Source organism: Zunongwangia sp. L-65 (assembly GCF_056859415.1).
Genome location: NZ_JBSXOK010000084.1, coordinates 73,764 through 94,534 on the forward strand (window position 1 = coordinate 73,764; position 20,771 = coordinate 94,534).

At 35.7% G+C, this 20,771-nt stretch carries 19 protein-coding genes; 12 read left to right on the forward strand and 7 right to left on the reverse strand.

From position 1 onward, the window contains the following. Positions 1-3 precede the first annotated feature (3 nt). The 4 genes from AC13DP_RS21670 (at position 4) to AC13DP_RS21685 (ending at position 4,500) form a co-directional block, all read left to right on the forward strand. Positions 4-342 (forward strand): membrane protein, encoded by a 339-nt coding sequence (locus AC13DP_RS21670; RefSeq protein ID WP_013071960.1) that lies wholly within the window; start codon positions 4-6, stop codon positions 340-342. Then, positions 342-1,001 carry an alpha/beta hydrolase gene (locus tag AC13DP_RS21675; protein ID WP_483068465.1) on the forward strand — a complete coding sequence of 220 codons (660 nt, stop codon included), beginning with the start codon at positions 342-344 and terminating at the stop codon, positions 999-1,001. The genes AC13DP_RS21670 and AC13DP_RS21675 overlap by 1 nt, the downstream gene beginning before the upstream one ends. Before the next feature lie 210 nt (positions 1,002-1,211). Then, on the forward strand, positions 1,212-3,305 hold the full coding sequence (gene pta, locus AC13DP_RS21680; RefSeq protein ID WP_483068466.1) for a phosphate acetyltransferase: 2,094 nt from the start codon (positions 1,212-1,214) through the stop codon (positions 3,303-3,305). Position 3,306: 1 nt separating this feature from the next. Then, positions 3,307-4,500 carry an acetate/propionate family kinase gene (locus AC13DP_RS21685; protein ID WP_483068467.1) on the forward strand — a complete coding sequence of 398 codons (1,194 nt, stop codon included), beginning with the start codon at positions 3,307-3,309 and terminating at the stop codon, positions 4,498-4,500. A gap of 925 nt (positions 4,501-5,425) precedes the next feature. Here AC13DP_RS21685 and AC13DP_RS21690 read toward each other — a convergent pair. Further along, the gene (locus AC13DP_RS21690; RefSeq protein WP_483068468.1) at positions 5,426-5,926 is read right to left on the reverse strand and encodes a hypothetical protein; all 501 of its coding nucleotides are present in this window, start codon (positions 5,924-5,926) and stop codon (positions 5,426-5,428) included. Next, the gene (locus AC13DP_RS21695) at positions 5,916-6,686 is read right to left on the reverse strand and encodes an MBL fold metallo-hydrolase (protein ID WP_483068469.1); all 771 of its coding nucleotides are present in this window, start codon (positions 6,684-6,686) and stop codon (positions 5,916-5,918) included. Before AC13DP_RS21695 ends, AC13DP_RS21690 begins: the two co-directional genes overlap by 11 nt. A 103-nt stretch (positions 6,687-6,789) precedes the next feature. Between AC13DP_RS21695 and AC13DP_RS21700 the strand changes: the two genes are divergently transcribed. From AC13DP_RS21700 to AC13DP_RS21710, 3 genes are all read left to right on the forward strand, one after another. Beyond that, positions 6,790-8,247 carry a TonB-dependent receptor gene (locus tag AC13DP_RS21700; protein WP_483068470.1) on the forward strand — a complete coding sequence of 486 codons (1,458 nt, stop codon included), beginning with the start codon at positions 6,790-6,792 and terminating at the stop codon, positions 8,245-8,247. A 336-nt stretch (positions 8,248-8,583) separates the two neighbouring features. Continuing rightward, complete coding sequence (locus AC13DP_RS21705; RefSeq protein WP_483068471.1) at positions 8,584-10,905, forward strand: TonB-dependent siderophore receptor; 2,322 nt, start codon at positions 8,584-8,586, stop codon at positions 10,903-10,905. A gap of 134 nt (positions 10,906-11,039) precedes the next feature. Continuing rightward, the gene (locus AC13DP_RS21710; RefSeq protein WP_483068472.1) at positions 11,040-11,756 is read left to right on the forward strand and encodes a DUF4198 domain-containing protein; all 717 of its coding nucleotides are present in this window, start codon (positions 11,040-11,042) and stop codon (positions 11,754-11,756) included. A gap of 469 nt (positions 11,757-12,225) precedes the next feature. Here the strand turns inward: AC13DP_RS21710 and murA are convergent, their stop codons facing one another. From murA to AC13DP_RS21725, 3 genes are all read right to left on the reverse strand, one after another. Beyond that, positions 12,226-13,539, reverse strand: a complete 1,314-nt coding sequence (gene murA / locus AC13DP_RS21715) for a UDP-N-acetylglucosamine 1-carboxyvinyltransferase (RefSeq protein WP_347407236.1) — start codon at positions 13,537-13,539, stop codon at positions 12,226-12,228. A 15-nt stretch (positions 13,540-13,554) separates the two neighbouring features. Beyond that, positions 13,555-14,190 (reverse strand): DUF4290 domain-containing protein, encoded by a 636-nt coding sequence (locus AC13DP_RS21720; RefSeq protein WP_041579987.1) that lies wholly within the window; start codon positions 14,188-14,190, stop codon positions 13,555-13,557. Positions 14,191-14,438: 248 nt separating this feature from the next. Then, positions 14,439-14,732: a DUF493 family protein gene (locus AC13DP_RS21725; protein ID WP_228250538.1), complete on the reverse strand. Its 294-nt coding sequence runs from the start codon at positions 14,730-14,732 to the stop codon at positions 14,439-14,441. A gap of 87 nt (positions 14,733-14,819) precedes the next feature. Between AC13DP_RS21725 and AC13DP_RS21730 the strand changes: the two genes are divergently transcribed. The 5 genes from AC13DP_RS21730 (at position 14,820) to AC13DP_RS21750 (ending at position 19,355) form a co-directional block, all read left to right on the forward strand. Continuing rightward, the gene (locus tag AC13DP_RS21730) at positions 14,820-15,362 is read left to right on the forward strand and encodes an AAA family ATPase (protein WP_483068473.1); all 543 of its coding nucleotides are present in this window, start codon (positions 14,820-14,822) and stop codon (positions 15,360-15,362) included. Between the two features lie 2 nt (positions 15,363-15,364). Continuing rightward, positions 15,365-17,266 (forward strand): RecQ family ATP-dependent DNA helicase, encoded by a 1,902-nt coding sequence (locus AC13DP_RS21735; protein WP_483068474.1) that lies wholly within the window; start codon positions 15,365-15,367, stop codon positions 17,264-17,266. 1 nt (position 17,267) lies between these two features. After that, complete coding sequence (gene fmt, locus AC13DP_RS21740; protein ID WP_483068475.1) at positions 17,268-18,212, forward strand: methionyl-tRNA formyltransferase; 945 nt, start codon at positions 17,268-17,270, stop codon at positions 18,210-18,212. A 184-nt stretch (positions 18,213-18,396) separates the two neighbouring features. Continuing rightward, on the forward strand, positions 18,397-18,669 hold the full coding sequence (locus AC13DP_RS21745) for an HU family DNA-binding protein (protein WP_013071944.1): 273 nt from the start codon (positions 18,397-18,399) through the stop codon (positions 18,667-18,669). A 125-nt stretch (positions 18,670-18,794) separates the two neighbouring features. Further along, positions 18,795-19,355 (forward strand): YqgE/AlgH family protein, encoded by a 561-nt coding sequence (locus AC13DP_RS21750; protein ID WP_013071943.1) that lies wholly within the window; start codon positions 18,795-18,797, stop codon positions 19,353-19,355. Positions 19,356-19,398: 43 nt separating this feature from the next. Here the strand turns inward: AC13DP_RS21750 and AC13DP_RS21755 are convergent, their stop codons facing one another. Both AC13DP_RS21755 and AC13DP_RS21760 read right to left on the reverse strand, forming a co-directional pair. Continuing rightward, complete coding sequence (locus AC13DP_RS21755) at positions 19,399-20,244, reverse strand: aminotransferase class IV (protein WP_483068476.1); 846 nt, start codon at positions 20,242-20,244, stop codon at positions 19,399-19,401. Between the two features lie 52 nt (positions 20,245-20,296). Then, positions 20,297-20,686, reverse strand: a complete 390-nt coding sequence (locus AC13DP_RS21760) for an START-like domain-containing protein (RefSeq protein ID WP_013071941.1) — start codon at positions 20,684-20,686, stop codon at positions 20,297-20,299. Positions 20,687-20,771: the final 85 nt, after the last annotated feature.

Sequence of the window (20,771 nt, forward strand, 5' to 3'; positions counted from 1 at the left end):
AGCATGAGTCCACAACCCCAAAACAGCTCGAATAACGGCAAAACTGCTGCGATTACGGCCTATATAACCATATTTGGCTTTATAATTGCTATTTTTATGAATATGGATGATAAACATAAATTGGCTAGTTTCCATATTCGCCAGGCTTTTGGAACTCATCTCATTTTTTACTTGCTTGGAGCCATAGCTTCCATGTTTAGTGATTTATTTATTCCTACGGCTTTTTATCTGGTCTCTGTAATTATTTGGATTTATGGACTAATTGCTGCAGTACAGGGGGAATTTAAAATGATCCCTTACATTGGAGTCTATTTTCAAAAATGGTTTAAATCAATTACGTAATGTACACAGCAAATTTATCTCTAGATCACGTTATAAAACAACCAAAAGGTCAAACTGAAAAAGCTCCCGTAGTTTTCATGTTTCATGGCTACGGAAGTAACGAACAGGATCTTTTTAGCTTTGCCAGCGAATTACCTGAAGAGTTTTTTGTAATCTCAGTAAAAGCACCTTATCCCATGCAACCTAGCGGAAATGCTTGGTATGCTATCTATTTTGATGATGCCAACGGGAAATTTAGCGATGATGAGCAAGCTGTTGAATCCCGGGATCTAATTGCAAAATTTATTGATGAAGCGATTGCAGCTTATCCAATAAACAAAAATAAAGTAACACTATTAGGCTTTAGCCAGGGAAGCATTTTAAGTTATGCCGTTGCACTCTCTTATCCAGAAAAGGTAAAAAATATCGTTGCGCTAAGTGGATATGTCAATAAAGACATCATCAAATCTGGGTTTGAAAATAATAATTTTGAACATTTAAATTTCTATTGTTCTCACGGAACAGTAGACCAGATAATCCCCATCGAATGGGCGCGAAAAACCAAACCCTTCCTTGACCATTTGAATATAAAAAATACGTATTCTGAATTTCCGGTAGGACACGGAGTTGCTCCCCAAAACTTCTACGAGCTTAAAGAATGGTTGGAGAAAAATGGATAGCTGTTTTCCCAATATTATTTCTTCCCTATTAAAGTTATTTTAACTTTATAATATGACATTTATTAGGTTTCATGCCTCAAATTACTGGTAAATTTGTACTACTTCTTTAACAAACAGAAGTATTTTGAAACTAATTTTAACTGTTAAATATCCCCATACAACTAGGGAATTAGCATCAAGATCTCATTAAGGTGAGCAAAAATAAACGCTATGAATAAAGGTATCTACATTGCTACCATGGAAGAAGACAGTGGAAAGTCTTTAATCTCCCTGGGCTTAATGCAAACACTTTTAGGAAAAACCGACAAAGTAGGATATTTTAGACCCATTATCGACGATTTTCCTAAGGATCAAAAAGACAATCACATTGAAACCATACTTTCCCAGTTTGATATCGAAATCCCTTATGAAAAAGCTTATGGCGTTACACGTAAGGAATTGGTAGACAAAAGAAATGCTGGTAAAGCAGGAGAAATTATCGATGTTATCATTCAGAAATATAAGTATCTGGAAGAGCAGTTTAATTTCGTTTTGGTTGAGGGCACCGATTTTTCTGTAAAAGGAAATGTATTTGAATTCGACACTAACGTCACTATTGCTAAAAACCTGGGACTGCCAACAATAATTATTTCTAGCGGAAAAGGTAAAACTCAACAGGAGCTTGTGGATGCCCTAAACTTTGCTTACAGTTCTTTCAATAACCGCGATGTAAAAGTTATTGGTGTAGTTGCGAATAAAATCCAGGAAGAAAATATTGAAAAGATCAAAGTAGATCTTGATAAGTTTTTCGCTAATGAGGTTGAAGTTTCTATCGTTCCCATGATCAACACACTACTTCATCCCACCATTAAAGAAATCGTGGAGGAGTTAAATGGTAAAGTTCTTTTTGGAGAAACGCATTTAAATAATCAAACCGGAAGTTTTGGTGTTGGTGCTATGCAGCTTAGAAATTATATCACCAAGCTTAAAGAGAATAGCCTGGTAATCACTCCTGGGGACCGTGCCGATATTATTCTTGGAGCCTTACAGGCTCATATTTCTGCCAATTATCCTCCAATTTCGGGAATTATACTTACCGGTGGACTCATACCTGAAGAAAGTATTTTAAAACTCATCGAAGGACTTTCTCAAATTGTTCCGATTATTTCTGTACAAGGCGGCACTTTTGGGGTGACTAATCAGATTGGAAGTATTAAATCTCAGATTTATAAAGACAGTAAACAAAAGATTATGACATCTTTGGCGGTGTCTGAAAAATACCTAAATCTTGATAGCCTGACTGAAAAACTATTCAATTTTCAGCCAAAAGCACTTACTCCAAAGATGTTTCAGTATAGCCTGTATAAACGTGCACAACAATCCAGAAAACGTATTGTCCTTCCTGAAGGAACAGACGAGCGTATCCTTATTGCCACGATGCGTTTAATCGCTTTGGATATTGTAGATATTACGCTTCTTGGTAATATTGATAAGATTAAAAATAAAATTGCAGATCTCGGCTTAAACATAGATCTAAATAAAATTGCTGTGATCGATCCTGTGCATTCATATAATTATGAAGATTATGCCGAAACTTTTTACGAGCTTAGAAAACATAAGAATGTAAATATGGATATGGCTCGGGATATGATGGCTGATGTTTCCTACTACGGAACCATGATGATTCATAAAGGTGATGCAGACGGGATGGTTTCAGGAGCGGCACATACCACCCAGCATACTATTAGACCTGCCCTTCAATTTATCAAGACAAAACCTGGCGTCTCTGTTGTATCTTCAGTATTTTTTATGTGCCTGGAAGATCGTGTTTCCGTCTTTGGGGACTGTGCAATCAATCCAAACCCTAATGCTGCCGAACTTGCTGAAATTGCCATTTCTTCCGCAGAAAGTAGTAAAGCTTTTGGGATAGAACCAAAAATTGCGATGCTGTCCTACTCATCGGGGACTTCTGGTAAAGGAGAAGATGTAGATCGCGTTCGTGAAGCTACAGAAATTGTAAGAAATAAACGTCCCGATCTTAAAATTGAAGGACCTATCCAGTACGATGCAGCGGTAGATGCTACGATAGGAAACAGTAAACTCCCAGGTTCTGAAGTTGCAGGACAGGCCAGCGTACTTATTTTCCCAGATCTTAATACCGGGAATAATACTTATAAAGCCGTACAACGTGAAACCGGAGCTTTAGCCATTGGCCCTATGCTACAAGGACTTAATAAACCTGTTAACGATCTTAGTAGAGGTTGTACCGTAGACGACGTTTTTAATACCGTAATAATAACCGCAATCCAGGCACAAGGAATTTAATATGAATATTTTAATAATCAACTCAGGTAGTTCTTCCATAAAATACCAACTTATAAAAATGCCGGAGGAAACGGTGGCAGCAAGCGGACTCGTGGAGCGTATTGGTTTACAAGGGTCTTTAATACACTACAAAACCGGGGAAGACAAAATGACCAAAGAAATTGATATCCCAGATCACGAAACAGGATTAAATAAAATCACCTCTTTCTTAATGGATAAAGAAGTAGGAGTGGTTGAAGATAAAAACCATATTGAGGTGGTTGGACATCGAGTGGTTCATGGTGGAAAAAGTTTTTCCAAAACTGTCGAAGTTACTGAAGATGTAAAAGAAAAAATTAGAAATCTTTTTCCTTTAGCCCCCTTACATAATCCGCATAATCTACTTGGAATCGAAGTTGCCGAAAGTGTATTTCCTGAAGCAAAACAAGTGGTAGTTTTTGATACGGCTTATTTTCAAACCATGCCAAAAAAAGCCTATCAATATGCCATTCCGAAAAAATTTTTAAATGATCACGATGTTAGGGCTTATGGCTTTCACGGCACCAGCCATAAATACGTTTCTGAAAAAGCGATCGAATACTTAAGCGAAAAGGGACTACCGTCAGAAAAAATTATCAGTGTACATCTTGGTAATGGTTGTAGTGTCACGGCTATAAAAGATGGAAAAGCTATTGATCACTCCTTAGGAATGGGACCTGCAAACGGACTAATTATGGGAACCCGTGCCGGGGACATCGACCAGTCTGTTATCTTTTATCTTATCGATAAACTTGGCTATTCTCCAGAAGAGGTTAAGAATATTTTATTAAAAGAAAGTGGAATGCTAGGGCTTACCGGCTATAGCGATATGCGAGATATTGAAGAACAAGCTGCTGAAGGTGATGAAAATTGTAGACTCGCACTTTACATGAATGGCTATAAGATTAAAAAATATATTGGTTCCTATATCGCAGCGATGAATGGTGTGGATGCCGTTATTTTTACCGCAGGAATTGGTGAAAATAGTAGTGTTATTAGAAAGATTGCTCTAGAAGATATGGAATATTTAGGACTGTATCTGGATCATCGAAAAAACGATGTGCGTGGTAAAAGCATTCGTTCTATCAATTTGCCGGAAGCTGAGAAACAAATTTTAATTGTTCCCACTAATGAAGAATTAGAGATTGCCAAACAGTCTTATTCTTTGGTGAGCTAAGTTAGTTAGTTGTTGTAAGTTGAATAAGCTCAGATTTTTAAAGAATCCGAGCTTATTTTTTAAATAAATAGCACTTCGATTAATTCTTCATTGATAGCAATGATTTTAATTCTGGTGAATTCTTATACTGTTCCAGACTCCAATCCATCTGAAAATAGGTTTACATATCGGAAAGACCAACTTCTGCCCGTAACTGTCTACTTTGTCTGGATTTTCAATAGGTTGAAAATACTGTTTACCGGTATTTTTATCGATCCAAACCTTGGCTGCCGTAAATTTGCTTCCCTCCTTCCCTAAGTGTGATTCGGTCTTTTAGCACGGCAAGATTAGAAGCTAAAGTTTTACCTTCTTTAACCGCAGATTCTACAACCGGTAAATACTTTTTTGTGTTTTTAAATCAGCATGCTAAATCACCAAAATAAAGATTGATTTTGCTGTACTTTCAGGTTTTCAGGCCAGGGAGTTTGTAATATTTTGAATACTTTTTGCCGATTGATTGAATCCTGAGTTTTCATTTTAGCAATAAGCTCTCTAAACTCGGTGATATTTGTTTTTCCCGCAGCTGAAGTTTAATTAATTCTATCCTGATCCCCTGATCGGTTTCCAAAATAGAATATATCTGTGTCACAACCTACTCATTTGGATCAAAATTATATTGAAAATAATATAGAAACTAAAATAACTGATGATAATCTTTTTATGATTGATGTCTGTCTTTCTTCAAAGACGAACCAGGAAAGATTTGTTTCAGGAAAAAATTAGTTTACGATCCTTATAATTTGGATTTCAAGAGTAAAGATGAAGCTACTAAAATCAAAAGTAATTTTTATTATGAAATTGAATATATGGAATGACGACAACAAACAGTTAGTACAGATTAAGGAAATCAATAAATAACTATTTCTTTCATACTTAGCTGTAGCTTTTATTCCGTAGGATAAAGGAAAGCATTTAGAGGTTCAAATTCAACATTACCATCATTAGTAACATAATAATTCAATAAAATTTCTCCCCAGTGTTCCCCATCCGTGAAATTGGCGATTAGCCATTTATGATTCAGTAGCTTTACTTTATTAATGCGCATTGGGCCATTCATTCCTTCAAACGGTACCATTTTATTATTCTCACTACTTCTATTCATATCGATTAAAACATCCTGCACTTTTCGTTCAATTTCGGCAGCGTCAAAACCGCTATTTTCAAAATAGGTCATAGCGGGCTCATTTCTTTTCAAACTAAAATCGTAAAACTCATCAGATGCTACTGTATTTATATGGTCGTCTTCCGTCTCTAATTCATCTAATCGCTTTTGTAAGCTAATGATTCTGTTTGTTTGATCGTCCAGGATTTTCTTATCGTTTACGTAAATAAAAATCGCGAACAATGCAGCAAATATGAATAAGTATAGCAGGATCTTATTTTTCATCAATACTGATTTTCAAATTGTCGTAGGCAAGATGTACGTTTTCAGGTAGTGATTGTTCTACCTCATCATGAAATCCCAATAAATGACTAATATGAGTCAAATATGTTTTATTTGGCTTAATTTTCTCGATAAATTCCAATGCTTCCGCCAGATTAAAATGAGAATGATGTGGTTCTATTCTTAAAGCGCTAACCACCACCACTTCCAAATTTTTAAGTTTTTCAGCTTCAGTTTCAGAAATAGACTTTATATCGGTTAAATAGGCAAAGCCACCCATTCGATATCCATATACCTGTAACTGGTTATGCAGGTAGCTTACCGGGGTGATGTGTTTACCTTCGATCTCAAAATCATTATCAGTAACGATATGTTCGTTGACACCTGGGGCACCGGGATATTTATTTTCAGTAACAAAAATATAATCAAAACGTTTTTTGAGCGCATTTAAAACCCTTTCATGTGCGTAAATCGGGATGTTGCCCTGTCTGAAGAAAAAGGGTCTAATATCGTCTAAACCGGCTACATGATCATTATGCTCGTGAGAAAAAAGTATAGCATCTAATCTGGCAAAATTATTGGCCAACATTTGCATTCTAAAATCGGGACCGCAATCTATTAAAATGTTTAGTCCCTCCCACTCTACCATTACTGAAACCCTTAGACGTTTATCTTTAGGGTTTTTACTTAAGCAAACGGGATGAGTACTACCAATAATGGGGATTCCCTGTGATGTTCCTGTACCTAAAAATGTAACTTTCAAGAATGTTATATTTGTGACAAAGTTAGGTATTATTTTTTGTTTACCTTAGTGTTTTAGTACCTTTGGAAGCGTAAAAAAGGAAAATTCATCTAAAAGGAAAAATATGCCAATCACCATAATGGGCGACAAGGAATTTGAGAATGTTCCTTCTATAAAGAGTAAAGCTCTTCGTATCAATCTAAACGAGAATATTTATGGTACCTTTTCTGAAATTGGCGCAGGACAGGAAACTGTAAGAAACTTTTTTAGAGCTGGTGGTGCTTCGGGCACCATTGCCAAGGCGATGAGTGCTTACGATAAAGATTTTAGTGATGCTATCTACGGTGTGGAAGATGACAGAAGATACGTTACTGAAGCCCGACTTAAAAAAATGCTTTCTCATGAAATTAAATTGATTGAAGAAAGGATTTCAAGAGAAAAGCACCCCAATAAACTTTTCTTTAGTTACGCCAATACCGTGGCCACCATAGACTTCGCTAAAAAGTATAAGGGACACGGCTGGGTTGGAATTCGTTACCAGATAAGCCCAGATGAAGATTATAACGAAATTAGCCTTCATATTCGGTTTAAAGAAAATGATGCCCGGCACCAACAAAATACGTTAGGAATTTTAGGAGTTAACCTCATTTATGGGGCATACTATAAATATGACAATCCTAAAAAATTACTGCGCTATTTATATGATCATATCGATAAAGATCAGTTAGAGATCGATACCATCAATTTTTCTGGCCCAAGATTTAAAAAGGTAGATAACCGTCTTATGAGTTTACAACTCGTTAAAAACGGCATGACCGATGCGGTAATGTTTAGTCCGGACGGAAATAATGTACTTCCGGCAAAAATTCTATATAAAAAGAATATCCTTGCACTTCGTGGTAGTTTTAGACCGGTTACGAAGGTGAACATGGATATGTTCCAGAAATCTCGTGAATTGTTCTTTAACGAAAATCGGGTTTCTGAAGAAAATACCGAAGTGATTTTTGAAATTACCCTATCTAACCTTAGAGCTGAAGGTGAAATAGATGAACGTGATTTTATGGATCGGGCAGAATTACTATGCTCACTAGGGCAAACGGTAATGATCTCAAACTTCCAGGAATATTATAAGGTAGTGGAATATTTTAGTAAGTATTCTAAAATGAGAATGGGGCTTGCCATGGGTGTAAATAACCTCGTAGATGTTTTTGACGAAAAGTATTACAGACACCTAAGCGGTGGTATTTTAGAAGCTTTTGGTAAATTGTTCTTTAAAGATCTTAAGGTTTACCTTTATCCACTTAAGGATCCTGAAACCGGCGAAATTACCACAAGTGAAAACTTAAAGGTACATCCACGTATGAAGGAATTATACAAATTCTTTAAATATAATGGTCGCGTAGAAGACATTGAAAATTATAATCCTGATATTCTGGATATATATTCAAGGGAAGTCTTACAAATGATCTCAGATGGAAAAGAAGGATGGGAAGAAATGCTTCCTGAAAAAACCACACAAATGATCAAAGAACAAAACTTGTTTCATTATAGAGAAAATAAAGAGCGAGCTCAAAAAGTCTGATTTTTGTAATTTAAAATCACATTTCTAATAAAATAGCTTCTTATTGAAGTCCTAAAAAAAGCGATCATTTTAATGATCGCTTTTTTTAGGACTTTTTCTTTTGAAAAAATGGTTAATCTTTCCGAATAACGACTGATCTTATCAAATTCAATTATATAAAAAGACAAACCAAATAATTTACGAATACCTAAAAAACAAATATTTACCATCTATCCCAACCAAGCATTTAAATTTTATCTGGATTGATTAAAAATTATATTAAATTTTTTATAATTCTTTTATATCACTTTAATACATTTGCTTTTATTGTTTATAATAAATCTAAATAAAAACAAAATGAAGAAAAGTTTACTTTTATTATTTCTAATCTTAAGTAGATTTTATGGGGCATCTGCCCAAAATCAGTCTGCAGAACTTAGTGGATTTGTTTTTGATGAGCAACAAAACCTGGTTAGCAATGCCCATATATACTTAAAAGATTCTAATTATGGTGCATACACTAATCAGAATGGTTTCTTTAGCATCACAAACATACCAAAAGGAGAATATACTCTTGTAATTTCCGAAATCGGCTTTATAAGAAAAGAGCTAACAGTTAATATTCAATCGAATAAAACTATAGAGGTCATCATTCAAAAAGAGATTACCTCCCTCTCGGATGTTTGGATCTCTGGAGAAAAAGAGGCTTACACGACTCGCAAGGTTTCTTCTTCCCTTAGACTAGATGAAGAAATCATCAATATTCCTCAAAATATCCAGATTATTACCAACGATGTCCTAAAAGACCAGGCGGCGATCTCTATCATGGAAAATGTCACCAGAAATGTTAGTGGTGCACAAATGATAGAACATTGGGGAAATTTTGCTAGAATTAATATGCGCGGCTTTAGAATTCCTCCCTTTAGAAATGGAATGAATGTATTATCTACCTGGGGTCCGATGGCCGAGGATCTTGCTTTGGTTGACCGTATAGAAGTAGTAAAAGGCCCCTCTGCCTTTATGTTATCCAGTGGAGAACCCGGTGGACTTTATAATGTAGTGACCAAAAAACCAACAGGTAAAACCGGTGGAGAGATTAGCATACTTACCGGCAGTTACAATACTTTAAGAGCTACGGCAGACATCGAAGGGAACTTATCTGAAAATAAAAAACTGCAATATCGATTTGTAGGTGCGGCATCTACCAAGGAAGCTCATAGAGATTTCGAGCCAGAAAATCGCTATACCCTTGCGCCGAGTATCAAATATAATTTTAATGATAAAACCTCGGTAACAGCACAGTATACCTATCAATATTACAAAACAAAACTTATAGGATCTGCTTATGTTTTTGCTCCTAATGAATACGCTGATGTGGACCGTGATTTTACATTATCAGATCCAAGGCTTGGTCCTTCGGTGATGAAAGAACACTATGGATTTATAAATTTTAAACATCAACTTAATCAGAATTGGAATTTAACCGCACAACTTAGTTATCTTAATTATCAGCATGAAGGTTCCAGTTTATGGATCAATAGCGCATTCGGAGTTCAGGAAAACGGTGATTTATTACGTAATATTAGTATTTGGGACGCCAAAGAAGAACAAAAGCTAGGACAGGTTTTTATTAATGGTAAAGAGCTAACTGGTGATATCTCACATAAAATTTTAGGAGGATTAGATTACGGAAATAAAAATTACATAGCGGATTGGTCGCAAAGCCTTAGCATAGATACTCAAGATAATCCTTTTAATATTTATAATCCACAGCCAGCAGCCCTATTACCTGAATTTGACAGGAGTAAAAATTTACAACAACGGGCAAGCGGAATTATAACTTCTAACTATCTTTCCTATTACCTTCAGGATCAATTGGGGTTTTTAGATGATGCACTGCGTCTTACTCTTGCCGGTAGATATACAGAGTTTAAAAGTAGTGCTTACGGCGTAACATCAGACGATAAAGTATTTACACCACGTGTAGCGGTATCTTATTCGATATTGGATAATTTAGTCATCTACGGAATGTACGACCAGTCTTTTTTACCAGAACAGGGAACGAACAGATTTGGCGACGCTTTTGATCCGGTAACCGCTGAGGACATTGAAGGAGGATTAAAGTTTGAATTCCTGAACGGAAAATGGAATGCTACCGCCACCTACTTCGATATTCATAAAGATAAATTCCTGGTAGCCGACCCTGAAGATGCCAACTACTCTTTACAGGTAGATACCGATATTACTTCCCGTGGTTTTGAATTTGATACCCGTGGAGAAATTACCAAAGGTTTAAACTTAATTCTAAATTACGCGTATACTAATGTAGAAGACGCCGATGGAAACCCTATTGCTGGTTTTTCAAAACATATCACCAACGGATGGTTAGATTATACATTCCAGAACCAAAATTTAAAAGGATTCGGGATTTCACTGGGCTACCAGTACCAGGTAGACCGCTCATCCTGGGTTTGGGGGGCCGATGGCCAAACAGATTTACCTGATTATTTTAGAATGGATGGAGCCCTAAGCTGGGAGAACGATAACTTTCGTGTAGCTCTTAACCTTAATAACCTTCTTAACGAATATCTATACTCTGGTGCAGATTATGGTACTTACGTATACTGGCAAAGTGAACCCGGAAGAAACTTTAGATTAAGCCTTAATTATAAATTTTAAGCTTCAAATTCCTCCAACTCCCTATAGCATTATTATAGGGAGGATATAATCATAACATCTAAAACTCTAACAAGTGATTTTTTTCAGCATTTAAAGAAAAGCTGAGAATAAACAGTTTAACTAAATTTATTTATATGAAAAAACTAAACCTAATTATCCTATTTTTACTTTGCTACAGCACATCCTTTGCACATTATTTATGGATAGAAACAAGGCCTAATGGCGAACTGAACAAAAAACAAGAAGTAAAAGTTCATTATGGAGAATACACCTATGGTGTTATCGAAAAAACCGATGGCGATGCTTTTAAAAGTGTTTCCAGTTTTGAAGTTTGGGTTATCAATCCTGATGGCACATCTACAAAACTGAATTTGGATAAAAAAGAAGACCACTATTTAGGGTATTTCACCCCTACTGAAGAAGGTACTTTTACCATTCAGCTGAAAAATGATAATATTGATGTGATCGATTATAGCGAATATGACTTTGGGATTTTTAAAACCCATTACCAGTCTTTTGCGAAAATAAACGTGGCCGATGCACCTACCGCTTCAACAATTACGAAGAAGGGTTTAAGCATTAAGGAAATTCCTTCTGCAAATGAAGAAAAAACATTGCAGATATATTATGAGGGAGAACCGATTAGCGAACAGGAAGTAAAAATATATGTTTCAGATCTTTGGTCTAAAACCCTAAACACTGATGATGAAGGTAAAATTTCATTTAAACTTCCCTGGAACACAAAATATACCGTAGAAACCACTAAAAATGAAAATGTTCCCGGTACTTATAATGGTAAAGATTATGAATTTATCTGGCATTGTGCCACCTATTGTTTTCCGCAGGAATAACACTGGAAGAATCCCGAACCTGAATTTGAATGAAATCCTTACAAAACCTTTCGTACCCAACCTTCTATTTTGTTGTGTTACAAAACAAATTTTTCCTAAAAATTCATTCAATTTGTTATAATGCCAATAATAATCAAGGCCAGAGTAAATAACTCATTTATTTAAAATGCATTCAGTAAATCCTAGGAATACCGATAGGATGTATAAGAAAATTATTTTTTAACCAAGGCATCCCGATAGCTCTGGATATATTAGAACATTTAATCTCGATTATTGGATAAAAATGGCTGCCCCTAGTCTAAGAAAAAAGATGTAAAAAACATCAGATTGGGATTCAATATCATTTGCTCACAAAGAATCTCATACCTATCCTTCTTCTTTTTCATGGGCAGCCTATTTTTAAGAAAAAACCTCGAGAATATATTCTCGAGGTTTTTATTTTATAATAATCTATATTAGGATTCCCACTTTAAGCAATTCTTTCGATCTTGGCCCCTATACTTTTTAAACGTGCCTCAATATCTTCATAACCTCTATCGATCTGCTCTATATTGTGAATAGTAGATGTTCCTTTTGCAGAAAGTGCTGCAATTAATAGAGAAATACCCGCTCTAATATCTGGAGAAGTCATTGTAGTAGCCTTTAAAGACGAATGGAAATCATGACCGATTACCGTGGCCCTGTGCGGGTCACAAAGTATAATCTTTGCTCCCATATCAATAAGTTTATCTACAAAGAACAATCGACTTTCAAACATCTTTTGATGAATTAGCACACTACCCCTGGCCTGTGTTGCCACTACTAAAATAATGCTTAGTAAATCTGGCGTAAAACCCGGCCACGGTGCATCGCTAATATTCATTATAGAACCGTCTATAAAACTTTGCACTTCGTAACCATCATTATGAGCCGGTATAAATATATCGTCCCCCCTACGCTCAATAGTAATGCCCAACTTTTTAAAAGTAGTAGGAATTAACCCAAGCATTTCCCAACGCACATTAGTTATGGTAATTTCACTCTTGGTCATCGCAGCAAGGCCTATCCAGGATCCTATTTCAATCATATCCGGTAAAATTGTATGCTCGCAGCCCCCTAGTTCTGTAACGCCTTCGATCACCAGTAAGTTAGATCCTACACCGCCTATCTTTGCTCCCATCGAGTTAAGCATCTTACAAAGTTGCTGTAGATAAGGCTCACAGGCAGCATTATAGATGGTAGTTGTTCCTTCAGCCATAACGGCAGCCATAACGATATTCGCTGTTCCGGTAACCGATGCTTCTTCTAAAAGCATGTATTTTCCCTTTAATCCGTTAGGCGCTTCTACTCCATAAAAACGTTCCTCCTTATTATATCTAAAACTAGCGCCAAGATTAATGAAACCTTCAAAATGCGTATCCAAACGACGACGGCCAATTTTATCTCCACCAGGCTTTGGAATGTATCCTTTACCAAATCTAGATAATAACGGTCCCACAATCATTATAGATCCACGTAGACCACTACCATCTTTTTTAAACTGCTCACTTTGCAGATACTCTAAATTTAGGGCATCACTTTTAAATATATAACTTCCTTTTCCTAATTTCTGGATTTTAACACCCAGATTCTCTAATAAACCAATAAGCTTATTTACATCTATAATGTCTGGAATATTATTAATTCTTACTTCTTCAGAAGTTAATAATACGGCACAAAGAATTTGCAGGGCTTCGTTTTTGGCTCCCTGAGGCTGAATTTTCCCCTGAAGCTGATGCCCTCCTTCAATCTGAAAAGTTCCCATGAAATTGGTTAAATTTTAGTAGCGTTTACGGCTTTTTCGACCTGTTCTTTTTGGACTATTGGGTTTTGTGTATTTTTTCTTCCCGCGCATAAGATTAGACGAATCGCTTAAGTCCTCATCAGAGTTTTTAAGATTTAGATCACCTTCACTTAATTCTTTTAAATGCTCAAAAATAACATTATCATCTACGGTGTCACGGTTCCAGTTTAAGAAAGATTTTTTCATGTGATTCGCAATGGCTAATACTAAAGCATCTTTAAACTCACCTTCATCATATTTCTTAGCCTCATCGATCATTCGTTTAATATTATTCCCGTAGAAACGATATTTTGGAAAGTTTTGAGGGTAATCCAAAGGATCAGGATGTTCTTCTAGTATTTCTCGGCTTGGCTTTGGGAAAGGTGAATCTACGTCCAGTTTAAAATCACTGATTATAAATAATTGATCCCACAGTTTATGCTGAAAATCCGGTACATCACGTAAATGCGGATTCATGTTTCCCATAACCGCAATTATAGATTTGGCTACACGGTTTCGCTCTTCATCATCCTTAATACTTACGGCATGCTCTACCATTTTTTGCAGATGTCTACCATATTCAGGAATTATCAACGTACTCCTTTCAGAGTTATATTCTAATGCGTTTGTCAAAAAAATTAGATTTAAATTCGGTAATATTAAATTGCAGAAGTTTATTCTGCCTGCAAAATAAGAAATATTAACCAAGTTGGGTAAAAGATCGTCGGTTTTTAATCAATAATTAAAAAATTAGTTATGCACTGATGTTTTAATTCCCAGGTATATACTCAACAGATCATCAGTTAAACACTAACTATCCATAGGGATATTGACGCAATAAGGCGTTAGGAATTATCAAGTAAAAACCTCAAAAATAGAATTTATAGTGAAATTACTCCCTCTATCTTGTCTCCTACTTCTCTATATTTTGCAATCACTGCATCTGGATTTTTCATCCTTACATTTACAGAAACGCTGGTGTAAGTTCCTTTTTTAGACTTTTTGGTGGTAATCACCGCTCCCATATTATCAAAAATATCTTCTACACCTTTTATTTTATCTTCTTCAGATGGCACTATAAACTTATATAAATATTCTGAAGGCCACATGGCAGTATCCTGAAGCTGTGATTTCAGTTTTGCGTAAAATTCATCCGGATTATTCGATAGACTCATATTATATTCTTCTTCTAATTTAAAGATTACAAAGATACAAGGTTTATACCATTTTTATAATCAAAATCAAATGTCGAAATTTGCAGGGTGAAAGCACAAAAAATTGTAATTACCGGTGGACCGGGAACAGGAAAATCTTCGATAATTTTCGAACTGGAAAAACGTGGCTATACCTGCCTACACGAAATTTCAAGACAGGTAACCCTTGAAGCGCAAAAAGAAGGAATCGATCAGCTATTTTTAGAACAACCGCTACTATTTAGTAAAAAACTTTTAGAAGGCAGGGATGCTCAATTTATCGAAGCTGAAGAATCTGGGGGTACTTTGATCTTTATAGATCGTGGCGTACATGACGTGATTGCCTATATGGATTATTTTAATACGAAATACGACGAGCCGTTTATTTCTACCTGTAAAAACCGAATATACGAACAGGTTTTTTTATTACCACCCTGGGAAGAAATATATAAGAGTGATAACGAACGCTATGAGAGTTTTGCTGAAGCCGAAAAAATATCAGACTACCTCTCTAAAACTTATATAGCTTACGGCTACAAACCTATAATTGTGCCTACCGGAACTGTCGAAGAAAGAACCGATTTTATTTTAAACAACACTAGTGAGGTATAATATTGCAGGAAGCTGTACAAATACTAAATAAATACTGGGGACACAAAGCGTTTAGACCTTTACAGTGGCCCATCATCGCCTCGGTTTTAGAGGGTGAAAATGTATTGGCTTTACTTCCTACTGGCGGCGGTAAATCTATATGTTTTCAGGTTCCGGCTTTACTGCGAAGCGGTATTTGTATTGTGGTTTCTCCGCTTATCGCCTTAATGGAAGACCAGGTAAGCAATTTGCAGGCAAAAGGAATAAAGGCCATGAGTCTTACCGGTGGTATTTCTTTTAACGATCTGGATAAAAAATTAGATAATTGCATTTACGGAAATTATAAATTTCTATACCTATCGCCAGAAAGACTTCAAATGGAGCTGGTACAGGAACGCATCAGATTAATGAATGTAAATTTGATTGCTGTAGATGAAGCTCATTGCATTTCGCAATGGGGACATGATTTTAGACCTGCCTATCGCAATATCAATATCTTTAATGAACTAAAACCAGAAGTGCCTTTAATTGCTTTAACTGCAACCGCAACTCCCCAAGTTATTGAAGACATCAAAGAGCAATTACAATTACCAGATCTTAAGCTACATAAAAAATCTTTTTACAGACCTAATATCGCCTATAACGTAGTTTATGCTGAAGATAAATTTTATGAAGTAGCTAAACTTTTAAAATCTGCAGAAGAAACAGCTATTATTTATGTAAGAAGTAGAAATGCTACCACTGAAATTGCTGGTTATCTGCAATCACAAGGCTACAAAGCCGAGGCCTTTCATGGCGGAATGAAACAGGTTGCCAAAAAGAAAAAACTGGAGGACTGGCTTCAAAATAAATTTAGAATTATGGTCGCCACTACCGCTTTTGGGATGGGGATCGATAAACCAGATGTTAGGCATGTAATCCATCTTAACTTGCCAGAAAATTTAGAGAGTTATTTTCAGGAAGCAGGCCGTGCCGGTCGTGATGATAAGTATGCTGAAGCAACAGTAATCACCAATAAAAGTGATATTCCGGTTTTAGAGAATCAATTTTTAGCAAGGCTGCCTTGCATTCCGGAAATTAAAGAGGTGTATAAAAAAGTGCTCGCCTATTTTAGAATTGCTTATGGAGAAGGTGAACAGGAAGTTTTTAATTTTAACTTTAACCTGTTTTGCAAACAATACCATTTTAATATTCATAAAACTTATGCTGCTTTACAAATTTTAGAACGTTGTGCCATCCTTAAATTAAGTGAAGAATTTCAGAAACGTACTTTAGTGAAGTTTGAAGTTTTTCCGGGTACATTAAATAGCTATCTAACCCATCAACCTGATGTTTCTGAATTTACCAAAACCATTTTAAGAACCTATGGTGGTGTCTTTGAAAATCTCACAGCTATAAACCTGGCTTCTTTAGCTGGAAAATCAAATATTTCTGAAACCGAAGCTTTACATCTGCTCCAGAAACTGGAAAAAGATGAGATTATTGAGTTTGAATATGCGCAACATGATGCCTCTGTTACTTTTTTAGTACCCCGGGAAGATGAACGTACTCTAATCCCGCATATCAGGTTTATCGAGCAATACCTTCAGCACAAAAAAGAAAAAATAGCACAGGTTTTGGACTATATCGCCAATAAGGAAAGTTGCCGCAGCAAACAGCTTTTAACGTATTTTGGAGAACAGGAAATTGAAGACTGCGGACTTTGCTCGGTTTGCACAAGAAAAAAAAACGGAAAACTAACCCGGGAATTGATGAATATCATCTATTTTGAAATTATAAAGATGCTAAGAAATACTGAAAAATCTTCCAGAGACCTGGTCACCCAACTACCTTTTGCGGAAGAACATATACTGGAAGTTTTACGACTTTTACTAGAAAAAAACAGAATAAAACGAACACCTACAAACAGCTATAAAATAAATTAAAATGAAAGACTTACGCATACTATTTATGGGAACGCCAGACTTTGCCGTAGAGGGTCTTGCCAAAATTATTGAAGCCGGCTACAATGTTGTGGGTGTAGTTACGGCTCCTGATAAACCAGCCGGTCGTGGAAGAAAGTTAAACCAAAGCGCGGTAAAAAAATTCGCATTAACAAAAGACCTGCCTGTTTTACAGCCAACTAATTTAAAGTCTGATGATTTTGAAACTCAGCTTAAATCATTAAAGCCCAACCTTCAGGTGGTGGTTGCATTTAGAATGTTACCCACAAAAGTTTGGAAGTTTCCAGCATACGGAACATTCAATTTACATGCTTCCATTTTACCGGAATACCGTGGAGCGGCGCCTATAAACTGGGCGGTGATCAATGGTGAGAAGACGACAGGAGTCACTACTTTTTTCATCGATGACAAGATAGATACCGGCAATATCATCCAGTCCAAAGAAATTGAAATCGAGGCTACAGAAAATGTAGGATCTGTTCACGATCGCTTAATGAAACTTGGTGGAGAACTCATTGTAGATACCCTTAAACTCATAGAAATTGGCGAAGTAAGAACCATTGCTCAAAATAAAGAAGAAGATCCAAAACCGGCCCCAAAATTAACCCGCGAAAACACCAAGATCGACTGGAGTAAAGATACTATCACTATTTACAACCTAATACGAGGCTTAAATCCCTACCCTGCTGCCTGGTGCTATTTTCAGAATGATGAAAAATTGAATGTAAAGATTTTTGATTGTGAAATCGCATTAAAAGATCATAAAGAAAAAGTGGGGAAGCTAAGTGTTGAGAAGTACCAAATTAAAGTAGCTACCAAAGATGGTTATATCTTGATTAATGAAATTCAACTACCAGGTAAACGTAAAATGAAAGTAAAAGATTTGCTAAACGGCTTAACGGTAGAAAATGAGGCTTACATGCTCTGAGCCCTTACGAATACTGAAATCATAAAAAATCAATAAATTTGGTCTACAATTATTAACATTTTGCCAAAGTTATCAACAAAGTTTCCGTTTTCCCTTGCCATTACTTGCATAGGCGATAAATCCATATAAATTTGTAAGAGCAATTAAACAGAATGTTTAACCAACAATTATTTAAATTCAAATTATGAACAAAACAGATTTAATCGACGCAATGGCTGAAGATGCAGGTATTTCAAAAGCTGCAGCTAAAAAAGCATTAGAATCATTTTTAGGAGGAATCGAAACTTCTCTTAAAAAAGGAGACAGAGTTTCTCTTGTAGGATTTGGATCTTGGTCTGTGTCTAAAAGAGCAGCACGTGAAGGTAGAAACCCACAAACAGGAAAAACTATTAAAATCGCTGCTAAAAATGTAGTGAAATTTAAAGCTGGTGCAGATTTACAAAAAGCTGTAAACTAATAATTATCACTATTTTAGTTAAAGTATTAAAGCTTTCCTCTCAGGAAAGCTTTTTTTATACATATTTTTTTAATATTTATTGTAAGGTTAGGAATAATTAGTTAGATTAGTTAAAAAGTATGCCTATGATTGCACTTAAACCCTCTAAAGGCCACCTTTTAATCGCAGAACCTTCCATTATTGGGGACATATCCTTTAATAGATCTGTAGTGCTTTTGGCCGAGCATTCTGAGCGTGGGTCTGTTGGATTTATTCTTAATAAGGTGTTGGATTTCACCCTAAAAGATTTAATTCCAGGCTTAAATGTAGATTTCCAGATTTATAATGGAGGTCCCGTAGAGCAGGATAATCTTTATTTTATTCATCGAGTCCCAGATTTGATTCCCGATAGTGTAGAAATTGCAGATGGCATCTACTGGGGAGGAAATTTTGATGCTGTAACCACTCTTATTTCCCAAAATATGATCGATGAAAATCAAATACGATTTTTTCTGGGATATTCTGGCTGGGATGCGGAACAATTGAATAATGAATTAGATTCAAATTCCTGGATCGTAGTCACTAACGAAGATCAAAAAAGCATTATTGAACGCCCTTATGATTCATTCTGGAAAGATCAGATGATGCAGCTAGGTGGCGAATATGTTTTATGGTCTAATGCTCCAGAGAATCCTAGTTATAATTAAATAATTAGATAAAATTCTTATTCTACCTGGCCTAACCACTACTCTAACCCAATCTTGCCTTGGCATTTAGTTTGGCTAACAAATCTTTTGCCACGGTATTAGTATACTCTTTTTTACGATATTTGGATATCGGCTGTATCCCTACGATTACATTTGTGATAAATAGCTCATCTGCTTTTTGTAATTCGAATGGTGAAATTGATGCTTCTTCAAAATTATATTCCTGCAACTTTTTGATCATATTTACCAACTGCTTTCGTGTAATGCCGTTTAAAGCACCATCGGTAAGTGGTGGCGTTTTAATACGATCCCCTTTTACCAAAAACAGGTTACCATTTAGTGCTTCTACAACAGATTTTTTTTCATTAACCAGTAAACAGTTGTGATAATTATTCTCTCTGGCAAAAATACCGCCAAGCATATTTACAGCTTTATTATTGGTTTTTATTGTTGAAAGCAAACCAGCGTTGATATAATGATCTTTAAAAAGTTCAACTTCATAAAAATCTTCATTAAGCGTATAAAAAGAATGCTCAATTTCTGAGGTAAGAATAAAATATTCGATATCTCTTACCTCAGGAGTATATAAACCACCCTCTTTTCTGAATACAGAAAATTTAACCCGTACAGGTTTGTCCTGAAGGTTATTTTCTTTAATAAGATTAATAATTTGTTCTTCTAAAAATTCTGGAGAAAACTCATTGGGAATTTCCATTCGCATAATACGCATAGAAGCCATCAATCTAAAATAATGATCTTCCCAAAACATTACTTTTCCGTTGATCACCCGTATGGTTTCAAATACTGAATCCCCATAGGCATAACCACGGTTTGTAATCGATAAACTCGCTTCGTTTTCTTGCAGTAATTCTCCGTTAAAATTGATCATAAAAAAGCCCCGATTAATAAGCGGGGCAAAGGTAAGTTTTAAATATCGAATATTAAACCGATCCTAATACCTGTTTTAGATCTGAAATCATATTTTCCCAAAGCATTTTACCTTCTTCTACCTCATCTTCATCCTCAGCGAAATCAGTAATCATTATAGAAACATCTTTAGTGATATCGTCTACCTGAATACGAATTTCAAAATAATATGGCGTGCCTTCTTCTTCAGCCCATCTAAACTTTACACGCTCATCACTTTTTTTGCTCACAAGCTTAGCCTGCTCTTCGCTACCTTCCCAGATAAAAGTAAATAATTCTCCGCGTGAATTCACATTATCAGCATACCACTCGCTTAATCCAGAGGGTGTTGATATGTATTGATATAGTAATGAAGGAGAAGCGTGAATTGGAAATTCCATTTCGTACTTTATCTTATCTTCCATTTTTCGATTTATTAGTTTCGAGCAATATATATATTAATTGGTAACATTAAAAGAAAAGATTTTAAATATTTTTGAAAAAATTATT